At 38.8% G+C, this 16,739-nt stretch carries 10 protein-coding genes, 1 rRNA gene and 1 other annotated feature (1 of these 12 running past the window's edge); of the genes, 9 read left to right on the plus strand and 2 right to left on the minus strand.

What is annotated here, in order from left to right; translation table 11 throughout:
• The 8 genes from QA584_RS12340 to QA584_RS12375 all read left to right on the plus strand — a co-directional run.
• Positions 1-2,860, plus strand: a 23S ribosomal RNA gene (locus QA584_RS12340); it begins 112 nt to the left of the window's first position.
• Between the two features lie 235 nt (positions 2,861-3,095).
• Entirely contained in the window at positions 3,096-3,986 is an 891-nt protein-coding gene (locus tag QA584_RS12345; protein WP_278274804.1) for a chemotaxis protein, read from the plus strand.
• A gap of 144 nt (positions 3,987-4,130) precedes the next feature.
• Complete coding sequence (locus QA584_RS12350) at positions 4,131-5,507, plus strand: hypothetical protein (protein WP_278274805.1); 1,377 nt, start codon at positions 4,131-4,133, stop codon at positions 5,505-5,507.
• Between the two features lie 108 nt (positions 5,508-5,615).
• Positions 5,616-6,218 carry an imidazole glycerol phosphate synthase subunit HisH gene (gene hisH, locus QA584_RS12355; RefSeq protein ID WP_278274806.1) on the plus strand — a complete coding sequence of 201 codons (603 nt, stop codon included), beginning with the start codon at positions 5,616-5,618 and terminating at the stop codon, positions 6,216-6,218.
• A gap of 9 nt (positions 6,219-6,227) precedes the next feature.
• Positions 6,228-6,995: an imidazole glycerol phosphate synthase subunit HisF gene (gene hisF / locus QA584_RS12360; protein WP_278274807.1), complete on the plus strand. Its 768-nt coding sequence runs from the start codon at positions 6,228-6,230 to the stop codon at positions 6,993-6,995.
• Between the two features lie 124 nt (positions 6,996-7,119).
• On the plus strand, positions 7,120-7,794 hold the full coding sequence (locus tag QA584_RS12365) for a uracil-DNA glycosylase (protein WP_278274808.1): 675 nt from the start codon (positions 7,120-7,122) through the stop codon (positions 7,792-7,794).
• A 163-nt stretch (positions 7,795-7,957) separates the two neighbouring features.
• Positions 7,958-8,216 (plus strand) — a binding site (T-box leader).
• Between the two features lie 515 nt (positions 8,217-8,731).
• Complete coding sequence (gene tyrS / locus QA584_RS12370) at positions 8,732-9,946, plus strand: tyrosine--tRNA ligase (protein ID WP_278274809.1); 1,215 nt, start codon at positions 8,732-8,734, stop codon at positions 9,944-9,946.
• A 292-nt stretch (positions 9,947-10,238) separates the two neighbouring features.
• On the plus strand, positions 10,239-10,733 hold the full coding sequence (locus QA584_RS12375) for a 2'-5' RNA ligase family protein (RefSeq protein ID WP_278274810.1): 495 nt from the start codon (positions 10,239-10,241) through the stop codon (positions 10,731-10,733).
• Between the two features lie 267 nt (positions 10,734-11,000).
• Here QA584_RS12375 and QA584_RS12380 read toward each other — a convergent pair whose 3' ends face one another.
• Both QA584_RS12380 and QA584_RS12385 read right to left on the minus strand, forming a co-directional pair.
• Entirely contained in the window at positions 11,001-11,297 is a 297-nt protein-coding gene (locus QA584_RS12380) for a hypothetical protein (protein WP_278274811.1), read from the minus strand.
• Between the two features lie 72 nt (positions 11,298-11,369).
• Positions 11,370-15,602 carry an acyl-CoA dehydratase activase-related protein gene (locus tag QA584_RS12385; RefSeq protein ID WP_442870359.1) on the minus strand — a complete coding sequence of 1,411 codons (4,233 nt, stop codon included), beginning with the start codon at positions 15,600-15,602 and terminating at the stop codon, positions 11,370-11,372.
• A 529-nt stretch (positions 15,603-16,131) separates the two neighbouring features.
• On the opposite strand from QA584_RS12385, the gene QA584_RS12390 reads away from it, so the two are divergent.
• Positions 16,132-16,473, plus strand: coding sequence for a LysM peptidoglycan-binding domain-containing protein (locus QA584_RS12390; protein WP_278274812.1), 342 nt, complete (start codon positions 16,132-16,134; stop codon positions 16,471-16,473).
• Positions 16,474-16,739 lie beyond the last annotated feature (266 nt).

Consider the following 16,739-nt stretch of genomic DNA (forward strand, 5'->3'; position numbering starts at 1 on the left):
TCTGAATGGGGAAACCTGACGGAGTACTCCTCCGTTACTATTAAGTGAATACATAGCTTAATAGAGGGAACCCGGGGAACTGAAACATCTAAGTACCCGGAGGAAAAGAAAGAAAACTCGATTTCCAGAGTAGCGGCGAGCGAAAAGGAAACAGCCTAAACCGGAGGATTTATCCTTCGGGGTTATGGACCGCAACAAGTGAGTTTTAGGATAGCAGAATGGTTTTGGGAAAGCCAGCCAAAGAGAGTGAAAGCCTCGTACGCAAAATCCGAAGACAGCGAGCGGGATCCGAAGTACCACGAGACACGAGAAACCTTGTGGGAAGTCGGGGGGACCACCCCCCAAGGCTAAATACTACTTAGTGACCGATAGAGCATAGTACTGTGAAGGAAAGGTGAAAAGAACCCCGGGAGGGGAGTGAAAGAGAACCTGAAACCCTGTGTTTACAAGCTGTGGAACCTCTATTTACAGAGGAACCGCGTACTTTTTGTAGAACGGTCCGGCGAGTTACATTTACTGGCGAGGTTAAGGACGAAAAGTCCGAAGCCGAAGGGAAACCAAGTCTGAATAGGGCGTATGACTTCTTTGAAGTCCAGTCAGTGAATGTAGACCCGAAACCGGGTGATCTACCCATGTCCAGGTTGAAGCTGCCGTAAAAGGTGGTGGAGGACCGAACACACATCCGTTGAAAAGGGTGGTGATGAGGTGTGGGTAGGGGAGAAATTCCAATCGAACCCGGAGATAGCTGGTTCTCCTCGAAATAGCTTTAGGGCTAGCCTTGGTTTAGTCTGATGGAGGTAGAGCACTGAATATCCTAGGGGGCGTCAAAGCTTACCGAAGATTATCAAACTCCGAATGCCATACAGATGATGACCAGGAGTCAGACTGCACGAGATAAGTTGGGTAGTCAAAAGGGAAAAAGCCCAGACCACCAGCTAAGGTCCCAAAGTGCGTGTTAAGTGGAAAAGGATGTGGGATTTCGAAAACAACTAGGATGTTGGCTTAGAAGCAGCCATACATTAAAAGAGTGCGTAATAGCTCACTAGTCGAGAGGTCCTGCGCCGAAAATGTCCGGGGCTAAAACACGACACCGAAGCTGTGGAAAATGTCTGTTCTTCGAACAGCCATGGAAATAATTCTAACGAATTATTTCCGGTTATTCGAAGGGCAGAGGTTTTGGTAGAGGAGCATTCTTAACTGCGACGAAGCGGTACCGTAAGGAGCCGTGGAGTGTTAAGAAGAGAGAATGCCGGAATGAGTAGCGAGATAGAAGTGAGAATCTTCTAGGCCGAATATCCAAGGTTTCCAGAGTAAAGCTGATCTGCTCTGGGTAAGTCGGGACCTAAGGCGAGGTCGAAAGACGTAGTCGATGGACAACAGGTTGAAATTCCTGTACCTTATATAAACAGAACTGTGGGGACGCAGAGAGAAAGCCAGAGCCGGGAATGGAAAGACCGGTGCAAGCGGGATAGTAGTGTGGCAGGCAAATCCGTCATACAATACGAAGACGTGACGCGGACCGAAATTATAAGTAGGGAAGCTGGTGAGCGAACTGCCAAGAAAAGCCGCTATTGTTTTATATAAGCCCGTACCGTAAACCGACACAGGTGGATGAGGAGAGAATCCTAAGGCCGACGGGAGAAGCATTGTTAAGGAACTCGGCAAAATAACCCCGTAACTTCGGGAGAAGGGGTGCCTGTAGCAATACAGGCCGCAGAGAATTGGCCCAAGCAACTGTTTAGCAAAAACACAGGTCTATGCAAAACCGAAAGGTGAAGTATATGGGCTGACGCCTGCCCGGTGCTGGAAGGTTAAGGGGAGATGTTAGGAGCAATCCGAAGCGTTGAACTTAAGCCCCAGTAAACGGCGGCCGTAACTATAACGGTCCTAAGGTAGCGAAATTCCTTGTCGGGTAAGTTCCGACCCGCACGAAAGGCGTAATGATTTGGGCACTGTCTCGACAATGCACCCGGTGAAATTGAAATACCAGTGAAGATGCTGGTTACCTGCGCCAGGACGGAAAGACCCCATGGAGCTTTACTCTAGCTTGATACTGGGATTCGGTATTGCATGCACAGGATAGGTGGGAGGCTTTGAAGCTATGACCCCGGTCGTAGTGGAGCCGCTGTTGGGATACCACCCTTGCAGTATTGGATTTCTAACATGTGCCCGTGATCCGGGCAGTGGACAATGTCAGGTGGGGAGTTTGACTGGGGCGGTCGCCTCCGAAAGGGTATCGGAGGCGCTCAAAGGTCTTCTCAGAATGGTTGGAAACCATTCGCAGAGTGCAAAGGCAGAAGAAGGCTTGACTGCGACACCGACGGGTGGAGCAGGTACGAAAGTAGGACTTAGTGATCCGGTGGTATAAAGTGGGATTGCCATCGCTCAACGGATAAAAGCTACCCTGGGGATAACAGGCTTATCACTCCCAAGAGTTCACATCGACGGAGTGGTTTGGCACCTCGATGTCGGCTCATCGCATCCTGGGGCTGTAGTAGGTCCCAAGGGTTGGGCTGTTCGCCCATTAAAGCGGTACGCGAGCTGGGTTCAGAACGTCGTGAGACAGTTCGGTCCCTATCCGGCGCGGGCGTAGGATATTTGAGAGGAGCTGACCTTAGTACGAGAGGACCGGGTTGGACTGACCTCTGGTGGATCGGTTGTACTACCAAGTGCATGGCCGAGTAGCCAAGTCGGGAAGGGATAAACGCTGAAGGCATCTAAGCGTGAAGCCCCCCTCAAGATAAGATATCCCATGCGAAAGCAGTAAGACCCCTTGAAGACGACAAGGTGGATAGGACAAAGGTGGAAGTGTGGTAACACATGCAGCTGATTGTTACTAATAGGTCGAGGGCTTGACCAATATGGTAATTGTTCGTTATTTTGGATGTATTCATTGTGGTAGTAGTCAAAAGTTTAAAAATCATTAATAAATAAGTAGTAATATGGACCTAGAAATTCTGAAATATAGAGTTTTTGGGTTTTTTTGTTGCCGAATTTTATCAAATAAGTTTGAATTTTATGGAATTTTATAATATAATAAGAGATATAAAGAGTGAATTAACCGAAAGAATCTTTGCATAACGGAGGATACAGCCATGAATACCGGAGTTTTATTGGAAAGTGGAACAAATGAATTAGAGATATTAGAATTTAGAGTTGGAAACAACTTTTATGGGATTAATGTAGCAAAGATCAGAGAGATATTACCATATCAGGCACCAACACCTGTACCGAATGCGCATCCATGCATTGAGGGAATATTTATGCCCAGAGATACTATTATTACTGTAATTAATCTTGCGAAATGCCTTAATATACCGGATTTAAAAGATCAGACAACGGATATGAATGTTATTACAAATTTTAATAAACTAAATGTGGCTTTTCATGTACATGGCGTTGTTGGTATACACCGCATCTCCTGGGAAGATATTAATAAACCCGATGAAACTATTAATTCCATTGCTACCGGCATCATAAAATTTGAAGAAAAACTTATCATTGTACTTGATTTTGAGAAGATAATATCCGATATTAGTCCTGAGACTGGTTTAAAGGTATCTGATATTAATCATTTAGGAGTAAGAAACCGGAATGAGGCACCGATTTTGATCGCTGAAGATTCTCCATTGTTAAGTAAATTAATAGAGGAATGTTTAAGCAAGGCTGGATATACAAACGTAATATTAACTGGTAATGGATTGGAAGCCTGGAATAAGCTACAGGAATTTAAAAACAATAATAGAATAGAAACCAGCGTAAAATGTATTATTACAGATATTGAAATGCCTCAGATGGATGGTCATCACTTCACTAAATTGGTTAAAACAGATCAGGATATGAAATATATTCCAATCATTATATTTTCATCATTAATTAATGATGAAATGAAAAGAAAAGGTGATTCAGTAGGTGCTGACGCCCAGATAACAAAACCTGAAATTGGATCTTTGGTAGAAATATTAGATAAATTTATATTACAATAGTTAGTTATTAAGTAGCTAACAAGTATTGTCTGGCATGAATTCTGACTTTGCCAAAACGAGTAGTGATAAATGTTATCTGATACGATGCTAAAGAAGTATTATACGGCAACACATCAAAATATTACGAAACAGGATGAAAAAAATTTGAGAGACGAATTCGACAAAGAAAATAATTTGAACAGCAGTACTGATGAGGATATATTATCTTTGCTGCAGGATTATTCAGAGGAAGAGGGTAATTCAAATGATGCTTCCGAGGAAGCATATTATAATCAAAATGATAACTCCGTAATGGAAGATACGGATGAAGACCTGTTGGCATTACTTGATATGATATCGGCACAGGATGAAGAAAATGCGAAAAAAAATAATAGTGAACCTCCAATTAAATTAACGAATGAATCCTTACCGGAGGAGTTTGAGGAAGAGTTGCCATTGGCTGAAGATATCTTATCAATTGATGATCTGCCTTCTGAAATATCAGCCGGACTTGAGGATGATATTTCAGAAGACAAGCCTAATGGTACAAATGATATGGGTGGTATTTTTTCTGATGCCTTAAGTGCAGTTGATACGCTGCGGGATAAAGATGAGCAGCTGATGAATAATGCAGAGCTATCTAAGTCTGCAGGAGCAGATAAGGATGAAAAGGAAGAAAAAAAGAAAGGGTTTTTCCAGAAACTTTTCAGTAAGAATAAGGATGATCAAGGGAAAAGCGTTAATCAATCTGATATTTCGCCTGCTACCGTGAAGAAAGCTGAGAAAAAGACAGAAAAACCAAAAGCTAAGGCAGAGAAGGTAAAGAAAGCAGCCAAATCAAAGAAAGCAAAAACAGCTAAACAGAGTAAGTCAACTGTCAGTGATGGTGATGAAACAGATAAAACACAAAACAATAAAGCAAATGCTAAAAAAGCAGTTAAGAAAAAGCCTGAGAAAAAGAAGGCAGTGAAAAAAAATAAAACTGAAAAAGCTGCTAAAGTAACCAATGCAATTGAGGACAGTGAAGATTATGTAAAGATTAATAAGCTGGCGATTATATTTGTTATGACTTTCTTTATTCTTATCGGCGGATTTGTTATTTTAGGAACAAATATGTATTCTTATTCATTAGATATACAAAATGCAGATGTGAACTTTGCAAGACAGAGATATACAGAAGCTTACAAAGAAATCTACGGTCTGGATATCAAGAAAAAAGATGCTGATGTTTATGACAAAATTATGACGGTTATGTTTGTAAATAAAGAACTAAACTCGTATAATAATTATATGGATATAAAGAAATACCCAGAGGCCTTGGATTCTTTATTAAAAGGATTAGAACGATACGATAAATACATAAAGCACGCCACTGATCTGGGAATCGAAAGTGATATGGATTATGTAAAGAAGCTGATTGTAAAAGAATTAAAGCAGGAGTTCAATATTTCAGAAGAAGAAGCTAATACTATAAATAATATTGATGATCAGACAAAGTATAGTCTTAATGTAATTAATACAGTATTAGAAAAAAAGAAATAATACATGCAAAGAGGCATAAAGGGTTATTGCATACTATACGCAACAACCCTTTATGCTTATTAACTATGATGCACTAAAGTGGTATATGATAGAAAGGTATGGTACTATATGATTGCTATAATTGACTATGATGCCGGAAATTTAAAGAGTGTGGAAAAGGCATTGCACTACTTGGGGGAAAAGGCGACAATTACAAGAGACAAAGAAGAAATATTAGGTGCTGATAGAGTAATTTTACCAGGTGTCGGTTCTTTTGGTGATGCTATGGGTAAATTAAATAATTACGGATTAGTGGATACCATTAAGGAAGCTGCACAAAAGAAGCCTTTTTTAGGCATATGTTTAGGACTCCAGCTTTTATTTGAAAGCAGTGAAGAGTCAGAAGGGATTTTGGGGCTTGGTATTCTTAAAGGTCAGATTGTACGCATACCTGATTGTGCAGGGCTTAAAATACCTCATATAGGATGGAACTCACTGGATATAAAAGACGGATCTAAGCTTTTTAAAGGAATAGATAATCAGTCATATGTCTATTTTGTGCATTCCTATTACTTAAAAGCAAGAAACCAGGAGGAGGTTGCAGCTACTACAAATTATAGTACATTAATCCATGCCTCTGTTGAAAAAGGTAATATATTTGCTTGCCAATTCCATCCGGAGAAAAGCGGTGAGGTTGGTTTAACAATACTTAGAAACTTTGCCCAATTGTAGGAGGAAAATATGTTTACAAAAAGAATTATTCCTTGTCTGGATGTACACAACGGACGTGTAGTGAAAGGTATAAATTTTGTCAATCTAAGAGATGCAGGAGATCCGGTTCAGGTTGGAAAAGCTTACGATAAGGCAGGAGCTGATGAATTGGTATTCCTGGATATAACAGCATCTTCTGATGCCAGATCAATAAAGCTGGATATGGTACGAAGGGTTGCTGAAACTGTTTTTATACCATTTACAGTTGGTGGGGGTATTAGGACTATTGAAGATTTTAAATTGATTTTACGAGAAGGGGCGGATAAGGTGGCAGTAAACACTGCTGCAATACTTAACCCCACACTGATCTCTGAGGCAGCTGATAAGTTTGGAAGCCAATGCGTAGTGGTCGCCATTGATGCAAAGCGCAGAGAGGATGGATCAGGTTGGAATATCTATAAAAACGGCGGCAGAGTGGATATGGGAATCGATGCTCTCGAATGGGCTATGAAAGCAAACGAGTTAGGGGCAGGAGAAATACTGCTAACTAGTATGGACTGCGATGGTACAAAAGACGGTTATGACCTAGAATTGACCAGAATTATTTCAGAGAATGTATCTATTCCCGTAATTGCTTCCGGTGGTGCCGGTAAAATGGAGCATTTTTATGATGCTCTGACAATCGGTAAGGCAGACGCCGTATTAGCCGCATCCCTGTTCCATTATAAAGAAATGGAAATATATGATTTAAAGCAGTATCTTAGAGATAAAGGCATCAGTGTGCGTATTAATGTGTGATGTTAAAAGTGAAAAATAGTTTTGAGATGTATTTTAGAATAGATTAAACGGAGTATCATTAAAAGTATTTTATAAAAAGTATTATAAAAAGTATTATAAAAAGCAGTAATAAAGGAGTATTAAAATGAGTGCAATAACAAATGACTGGCTGGATGTGATTGGTAATGAATTTCATGAAAAGTATTATACTGAATTATATAAGTTCATTCGGAATGAATATAGTATCAATTTAATTTTTCCGAAATCAGATGATATTTTTAATGCATTTCATCTAACACCTTTAGAAAAGGTGAAGGTAGTTATCATTGGTCAGGACCCTTATCATAATGATGGTCAGGCTCATGGATTGTGTTTTTCCGTTAAACCGGAAGTTGAAATACCGCCATCACTGGTTAATATATATAAAGAATTAAAGGATGATTTAGGCTGTAAAATACCAAATAACGGCTATCTTGTTAAATGGGCGGAACAGGGGGTATTAATGTTAAACACAGTGCTTACCGTCAGAGCCCACCAGGCGAATTCTCATCAGGGAAAAGGCTGGGAAAAGTTTACTGACGCTGTTATCAAAGCAGTGAATGAAGTGGATAGACCAATTGTATTTATTTTATGGGGCAGACCGGCTCAGCTTAAAAAGAGTATGTTAAATAATCCAAAGCATTATATACTAGAAGCGCCTCATCCAAGCCCTTTATCAGCTTTCAGAGGATTTTTTGGCAGTAAGCCTTTTAGTAAAACCAACCAATTCCTTGAGGAGCAGGGAATTAATCCTATTGATTGGCAGATTGAAGATATATAAAAGTCAAAGTTGAAATAACAAAATATACATAAAGTTAAAATAGTAAAATATACAAAGTTAAAATAATAAAATATACACTTGACAGATCAGCGATTTAAAAATATAATGTTATTAATTTAGCATTCATGAATAGCAAATTAGAATATGTAATAATATAGAGAATATAAAAGCTGTGATAAGAATAAGTAATAATCAGTAATCCAAACAGAAAGCTACCGGGAGATGAGAGGTGCATGGCAGGCTGGTTATGAATACATCTTTGAGCTTCACACCGAACCTTAATAGTAGGCTGTGACGGATTCCTGCACACGTTATCGTGCTAGAGTATAACCCATTTTTGGATGGAGTACTCGAAGAGATAGGTAATGTGAGTTGCCTATAAATTAAAGGTGGTAACACGGGAGCTGGCTCTCGTCCTTTTGGTAGCAGAAGGACGGGAGTTTTTTTAATTTAAAGGAAAGCTCTCCGAACTTACCCATAAATTAATAAGCCTTCCAGGCAGGATGCACATGACGCAACTTAAGGAAGATTGTCACTGCCGTGACAGCGCGTCAGCGCTAGAGTCTGGCAAGCAAAGATTTTTTCTTATTTTCATGCGTATATGTTTTGAATTTACAGGTTTTTATGTAATTTCATACAAATATGTTTTGAATTTACAGGTTTTTACGTAATTTCATACAAATATGTTTTGAATTTACAGGTTTTTACGTAATTTCATGCGTATATGTTTTGAATTTACAGGTTTTTGCGTAATTTCATGCGTATATGTTTTGAATTTACAGGTTTTTGCGTAATTTCATGCGTATATATTTCGAATTTAAAGGTCTTTGCTTAATTTTATGAGGATGTGTTTAATTTTTAACTACAAGTTAAGAACTAGTTCAAAATTAATAAAAAAATACTACAAAATATATTATAAATTCAAGGAGATAAAAAAATGAAGGTATCGGTTGAGGAACAAATTAAAATCATAACAAAAGGTGTTGATCAGATTGTAGGCATAGAAGAACTGAGGAAAAAGCTTAAGATATCCATAGAACAGAACAAACCGCTGATTATTAAATTGGGTCTTGATCCCAGTGCGCCTGATATTCATTTGGGTCATACGGTAGTATTACGAAAAATAAAGCAGATGCAGGACTTAGGACATAAAGCCGTCATTGTTATAGGAGATTTCACCGGCAGAATTGGTGATCCTACAGGAAAAACGAAAGGAAGAATTCCCCTTACCGAAGAGCAGGTTAAAGAAAATGCTACAACCTACACCAATCAAATATTTAAAATACTGGATTCAGAGAAAACAGAAGTCCGTTTTAATAGTGAGTGGCTTGGCAGTTTAAAATTTGATGATGTAATAAAATTAGCTGCAACTACCACGGTAGCCAGAATGTTAGAACGAGATGATTTTCAGAACAGATACAAAAATAATGTGCCCATAGGTATCCATGAATTTTTCTATCCCTTAATGCAGGCATATGATTCTGTAGCGTTACAGGCAGATATTGAGCTTGGAGGAACCGATCAGACCTTTAACATTTTAATGGGCAGAAATTTGCAAAAAGCTATGGGTCTGGAGCAGCAAGCAGCCCTTTTTATGCCCATACTGGAGGGGCTTGATGGAAAAGAAAAGATGAGCAAAAGTCTAGGAAATTATATCGGCATCCATGAAGCACCACAAGATATGTTTAAAAAAGTTATGGAAATACCGGATGATCTGATCATAAAATACTATGAATTAGTAACCGATGAACATCCTGATAAAATAAACAAAATAAAAGAAGAAATGATTCACGGAAAAAATCCAAGAGATATTAAATATGACCTGGCAAAAATAATAACTTCCCTTTACCATACTACTTCTGAAACAGAAGAAGCAATAAACTATTATGACACTGCCTTCGGTAAAAAATCCATACCGGAATCCATACCTGAAGTTGTAATCGAGTTGGAAAAAGATAAACTAATAGATATTATACCATTACTGATAAAAGAAAAATATGTACCAAGCAGCAGCGAATTCCGCCGCCTCATTCTCCAAGGTGGTGTTCAGATAAATGAAGAAACATTAGTAATGGATGACCTGGATCTGGTACTTGCCTGTGGAGATATTATAATGATTGGGAAGAAAAAATTTTTGAAAATCATTAAGTAATACAATTTATGGCTCTTGTTATAGAGACAGATAGGAGTTAATATTTTTATACAGAAGCTTGAAATATCTCCTATAATGGAATGGGTTTATCGATTTATTATAATGAGATGAAATATGTTTTCAAAGAAATTAAAAGCCATTTTTTAATGATTTAAATCCAATCTGGCTTAAGAAATAACTAATAAATTTAAGTATACTTACTGTGTAACATAGAGTTACATTGTTATGCGATTTAATCAGTATTTTATATGTTTAGGTATACAAAAATAAAAAAATATCAGGAGGAAGACAGGTGCAGGATAAATTCTTATGTATACTAGCACAGTATGATATGGAAACGGAACAAAGATTAAAAGAATTACAGCAGATATTATCGATAAACGGTTTTAATGGAACCCAAACCCAAAATCTGCCTTATCATATAACCCTGGGAACGTTCAAGGTATCAGAAAAAGAAAATTTAAAAGTAAAAATATTCAAAGCAGCAGAACAATTTAAAAGCTTTAAAGTCTCACTAAGTAGTATTGGTCTGTTCGGGTTAGATGTCCTGTTCCTCGCACCATCTGTTAACCATGAACTTTTAAATTTACAGCAATTCTTTAGTAATGAAGATAATGACGGCACATGGACGGCTCATACAACCCTGCTTATTGACAAACACGACACCATACTAAAAGCACTCCCTTATATTGCCAAAGATTATAAAAACATAGAAGCTAAAATAGAATCTATCAGCTTATACGAATTCTGGCCCACACAATTTATAACAAAAGAAAAATTAGTATAAAACTATGAAACTGGACAGTGCTCAAAACCTGCGGTGGTGATTTAATTTCAAAACCTCTAAGGACACCGGGCAGTATGTGTATCTATGTAATAAGTTTTCATCTGCGGAGACAAAAAAGTGGAACTGTACGATTAGGGAAGACAATTCATTGTCTTAACAAAGCGTACAGTTCCACTTTTTTGTACGAAGCACTGAAAAACTTATTACATAGATACACGTACTGCCCGGTGTCTCACAGCCTAAAAGAATTAAATTACCTTAAAGCACCTAACAGCACTGTCCTGCACAGGATAAAACCAGAACCAGAGTCAAAGCCAGAACCAGAGTCAAAGCCAGAACCAGAGTCAAAGCCAGAACCAGAGTCAAAGCCAGAACCAGAGTCAAAGCCAGAACCAGAGTCAAAGCCAGAACCAGAGTCAAAGCCAGAACCAGAGTCAAAGCCAGAACCAGAGTCAAAGCCAGAACCAGAGTCAAAGCCAGAACCAGAGTCAAAGCCAGAACCAGAGTCAAAGCCAGAACCAGAGTCAAAGCCAGAACCAGAGTCAAAACCAGAACCAGAGTCAAACCAGAACCAGAGTCGAAACCGGAACCAGAATTGAAATCTCAACCAGATTCAAATAACTATAAAAGTTACACTCAATCTAAATTCTTAACAGCCGTAGCCAACATAAGCTTAATCCGATTCAACTGATTAACTTCACTTGCGCCGGGATCGTAATCCACCGCAACAATATTAGAACCCGGATACCGTAATCGTAATTCCTTAATAACCCCTTTCCCAACGATATGATTAGGCAGACATGCAAATGGCTGAGTGCAGACAATATTCTCAACACCGGAATGAATCAGTTCCACCATTTCTCCGGTTAAGAACCAGCCTTCACCGGTCTGATTACCAACGGATACGATAGGAGAGGCATATTCAGCAAGTTTCTTAACATGTACAGGAGGTGTAAAACGGTTACTTTTTTCCAGAGCAATCCGTGCTTCCTTTCTGCAGTATTCAACGACCTGAATTAATAGATTACCGATTCTTGCAGAGGATTTTTTAAATCCTAAATATTCCGACTTAAAATTGGAATTATAGAAGGAATACATAAAGAAATCAATTAAATCAGGTACAACAGCTTCTGCGCCTTCCGCTTCTAGTAATTCGACCAGATAATTATTTGCTGCCGGTAGGAATTTAACCAGGATTTCACCAACTACACCAACTCTTGGTTTCTTGATATCTTTAAGTGGGAGAGTGTCAAATTCTTTAATAATATTGCGTAAATTGCGTTTGAATTCGCCCCATTTACCATTAGCAACAGAAGTCTTACATATTTCATTCCACTTCTTATAAAGGGCATTAGCAGAACCAGGTTCTGCTTCATAAGGTCTGGTTCGGTAAAGGACCCGCATAAATACATCTCCGTATACCAAAGCCTGAACCGCACTGATTAATAATTTTGGAGTATATTTCATGCCGGGGTTTTTCTCAAGACCAGTTACACTTAAGGAAACCACAGGAATCTGTGACATACCCGCTTTTTCCAAAGCCCTGCGGATAAAATTAATATAATTGGTTGCACGGCAGCCGCCGCCGGTCTGGGTTATCATAACTGCAACCTTATTCAAGTCATATTTGCCGGATAATAAGGCATCCATAATCTGTCCAACCACCATAAGAGAGGGGTAACAGGCATCATTATTAACATACTTTAGACCTACATCAACGGCTGAGTGATTGTCGTTATCCAGAATATCTACATTATAACCGTGAGCCTTTAACGCAGGCTGTAAGAGCTCAAAATGGATTGGCGACATCTGTGGGCATAAAAGAGTATACTCCTTGCGCATTTCTTCCGTAAAAATAACCCGGTGGAAGGCATTGTTCACTATTTTTGTTTTAACCACATGCTTGTGTTCCCTGTCTTTAATAGCGGATAAAAGGGAGCGGACACGGATTCTTGCAGCTCCTAAATTATTGACCTCGTCAATCTTTAAAACGGTATAAATTTTACCAGACTTTGACAGGATATCATTCACCATATCGGTGGTAACTGCATCGAGACCGCAGCCAAAGGAATTTAACTGGATTAATTCCAGATTCGGCATAGTCTTAACATAGGAAGCGGCAGCGTATAATCTGGAGTGATACATCCACTGATCAACAACTACAAGAGGACGGTCAATTTTACCTAAATGGGAGATACTATCCTCAGTTAATACAGCAGCACCATAAGAGTTTATTAATTCAGGGATGCCGTGGTTGATTTCCGGATCTACATGGTATGGGCGTCCCGCAAGAACAATGCCTTTTCTTCCGGTTTCCTTTAAATAAGCAATGGTTTCTTCCCCTTTTTTGCATATGTCGTTTCTTTCAGCTTCTTGTTCAAGCCATGCCTTATGTACGGCAGCTTTTACTTCCGTATCGGAGGTGTCGGTCAAACCCTTCATAATATCTACCAGACGTTTGCTGATGATTTCCTCATTTTCAAAGGAAAGAAAAGGGTTTTGGTAGTTAATATGACCATTACGCAGCTCCTCCACATTATTCTTAATGTTTTCGCTGTATGAAGCTACGATAGGACAGTTATAGTGATTGTTAGCTCCTTCTACTTCCTTTCGTTCATAAGGAACACTGGGGTAGAAGATAAAGTCTAGACCCTGTTTTATGAGCCACATGATATGACCATGGGCTAATTTAGCAGGGTAACATTCCGATTCACTGGGAATGGATTCAATGCCAAGTTCGTAAATCTTACGGTTGGATTCCGGTGATAAGACAACCTTGTAACCCATTTCCGTAAAGAAGGTAAACCAGAAGGGATAATTCTCATATTGATTTAAAACCCTTGGGATACCTACTTTTCCTCTAAAGGCTTTATCATCCTCTAAAGGCTCATAGGAGAAGAGTCGTTTTAGTTTATATTCAAACAGGTTCGGAATATTATCTTTATTCTTTTCTTTTCCAAGACCTCGTTCACAACGGTTTCCGGTAATAAACTGCCTACCGCCGGAGAAACGGTTAATGGTGAGCTGACAATTATTGGTACAGCCTTTGCAGCGAGCCATAGAAGCCTCGATTTTTAATGCGATGATTTGATCTATGGAGAGCATGGTAGTTTCTTCACCTTCGTAATGTTCCCTGGCGATTAGTGCTGCTCCAAAAGCACCCATAATACCTGCAATATCCGGTCTGACTACATGACAGCCTGCAAGAAGCTCAAAACTTCTTAAGACAGCTTCATTATAAAAGGTTCCACCTTGTACCACGATATTTTCCCCCAAATCCTTAGGGTCTGTGATTTTGATAACTTTATAGATTGCATTCTTAATAACGGAATAAGCCAAACCTGCGGAGATATCAGCAACGCTTGCTCCTTCTTTCTGAGCTTGTTTTACTTTGGAATTCATAAAGACTGTACATCTGGAACCTAAGTCAATAGGATTCTTTGCATACAGGGCAACCTTAGCAAAATCAGCTACTTCATAATTTAAGGACTTTGCAAATGTTTCGATAAAAGATCCGCATCCGGAGGAGCAGGCCTCGTTTAACTGTACGCTGTCTACAGAATTGTTCTTTATTTTAATGCATTTCATATCCTGACCGCCAATATCTAAAATACAGTCAACTTTAGGTTCAAAGAAAGCAGCAGCGTAATAATGTGCCACAGTTTCAACTTCTCCTTCATCTAACATTAAGGCAGCTTTTACTAGGGCTTCGCCGTAACCGGTGGAGCAGGAGCGGACGATGCGTGCACTGTCTGGCATAATTGAATAGATTTCTTTGATAGCTTTGATGGCAGTCTTTAAGGGGCTGCCATTATTATTGCTGTAAAAAGAGTACAAAAGGGTACCGTCTGCACCGACTACTGCCACCTTAGTGGTGGTAGAACCTGCATCGATTCCAAGGAAGCAATCTCCTTCATATGTACTTAAGTCACCCTTTTTAACGGAATGTAAGGAATGTCTGGTCTTAAATGTATTATATTCGGTTTCATCTGCAAAAAGCGGAGTCATACGGCTTACTTCAAACTCCATTTTTATTCCGGAGGTAAGTTTTTTATTTAATTCATCAAAAGAGGTTACTGTATCGTAGTTAGAGTTCATAGCAGCACCAATGGCTGCAAACAGATGGGAGTGGGAGGGTGCAATAATTTGCTCTCCGGTTAACTTAAGGGTTCGGATGAAAGCCTCCTTAAGCTCAGTCAAAAAGTGAAGGGGACCACCTAAAAATGCAACATTGCCTCTAATTGGTTTACCGCAGGCCAGACCGCTTATGGTCTGATTAACAACTGCCTGAAAGATGGAAGCGGCCAGGTCGGGCTTAGTAGCACCTTCATTAATCAGGGGTTGTATATCGGATTTGGCAAATACCCCACATCTGGCGGCAATGGGATAAATAGCCTTATATTCTTTGGCATATTCATTTAATCCTGAGGCATCTGTCTTTAATAAAGTAGCCATCTGATCAATAAAGGAACCGGTTCCGCCGGCACAGATACCATTCATACGCTGGTCAATCCCATTTGTAAAATATATTATCTTGGCATCTTCACCGCCAAGTTCTATGGCTACGTCGGTTTGAGGTGCATAATCCTGCAGCGAAGTAGAGACTGCAACAACTTCCTGAACAAAGGGAATCCCTAAGTGTTTTGATATGGTAAGCCCCCCGGAACCGGTAATCATAGGAGAAAGTTCTAAATCTCCCAGCTTTTCATGGGCATTTATCATAAGCTTAGCCAGAGTTTCCTGAATATTGGCGTAGTGACGCTCATATTCGGAGTATAGGATTTCATTGTTTGGACCAAGCACGGCAATTTTTACTGTAGTAGAGCCTATATCAATTCCTAAAGTAATAGTTTTGTTATCTATCATAATATTCGCCAATAACGGCTTACCTCCTTACTATATTTAAATCTGATTTTAGAAAACCTGGATAATCAGATAAGATGAAAATATCATTTGATATATAAAACGGTTATAATATTCTTATAATCTTTTGTGAAAGATTTACATGTAATATTAAAATCGATATCATGTAGTATTATACGACACATGTCAAGTAAGTTCAACAAAAAAGAATTCTGAAACAAAATCTAAAGAAGTTATAATCAAAAAGCATTCCAGTAAATAGAAAACCGGTACTTCCTTTTAATATATGCAGTAAATGCAATTTTGTGGACAATAAATAAGAGTCTGACTTATAAGCCTCTGGTTTTTATGTAATGCCAGGGCGGTGACAAACTATCTGGTATGTCATGAGCATCCTCTGGTGGTTTTACCGAATTGGTCAAACTTACCTATTCGATAAAAGATAGGAACCTATCTTGCATTACTTGAATATATTGTTATAAATTTATAATCGGGAAGTTGTCAGGACTTATCCCTATTAAGAAGGCCGGGTTAAATGAATTATAGTGAATTTTCTTGTATGATTTACAATATTAAGCAGGGAGATACTCTTTATAATATCAGCAGGACGTATAATGTACCGATCGCTCTGATTTTGAGAGCAAATCCATATGTGGATATATATAATCTGCAGGTTGGAGATGAACTCTGTATCCCTGTAATGAATCCATCCGCATGGAATAATGCAGTCACTTACGTAATTCAGGATGAAGCTGCTCTGCAGGCAGTTCTTGATCAATATGGTATTGATTTAGAGGATGTCTTAGAATTTAACAACTTAAACGGTGTGCCTCTGACACCTGGCATGACGATCCAGATACCGGTTTATGATATGTAACGGTATGGAACATGACTTACTCTATTGCATCAAATATCAGAGAACAAAACAAAATAAACCGGTGATATAAGGGGAGATAAGTCAGAAGAATAAGACTTACTCCTTTTTATGTTGCTATTTAGTAAACTTTTCCCATATAACGGAAATAATTTTTATTAAAAATACCAATCCTAATATAAGTTCCTATCGCATCACATTTCGAATAATTATTAGGATAGCATCTCAGATAGACTTAGGTATAACATAATATTTAATTATCTTAATTA

Source organism: Anaerocolumna sp. AGMB13025 (assembly GCF_029689925.1).
GTDB lineage: Bacteria > Bacillota > Clostridia > Lachnospirales > Lachnospiraceae > Anaerocolumna.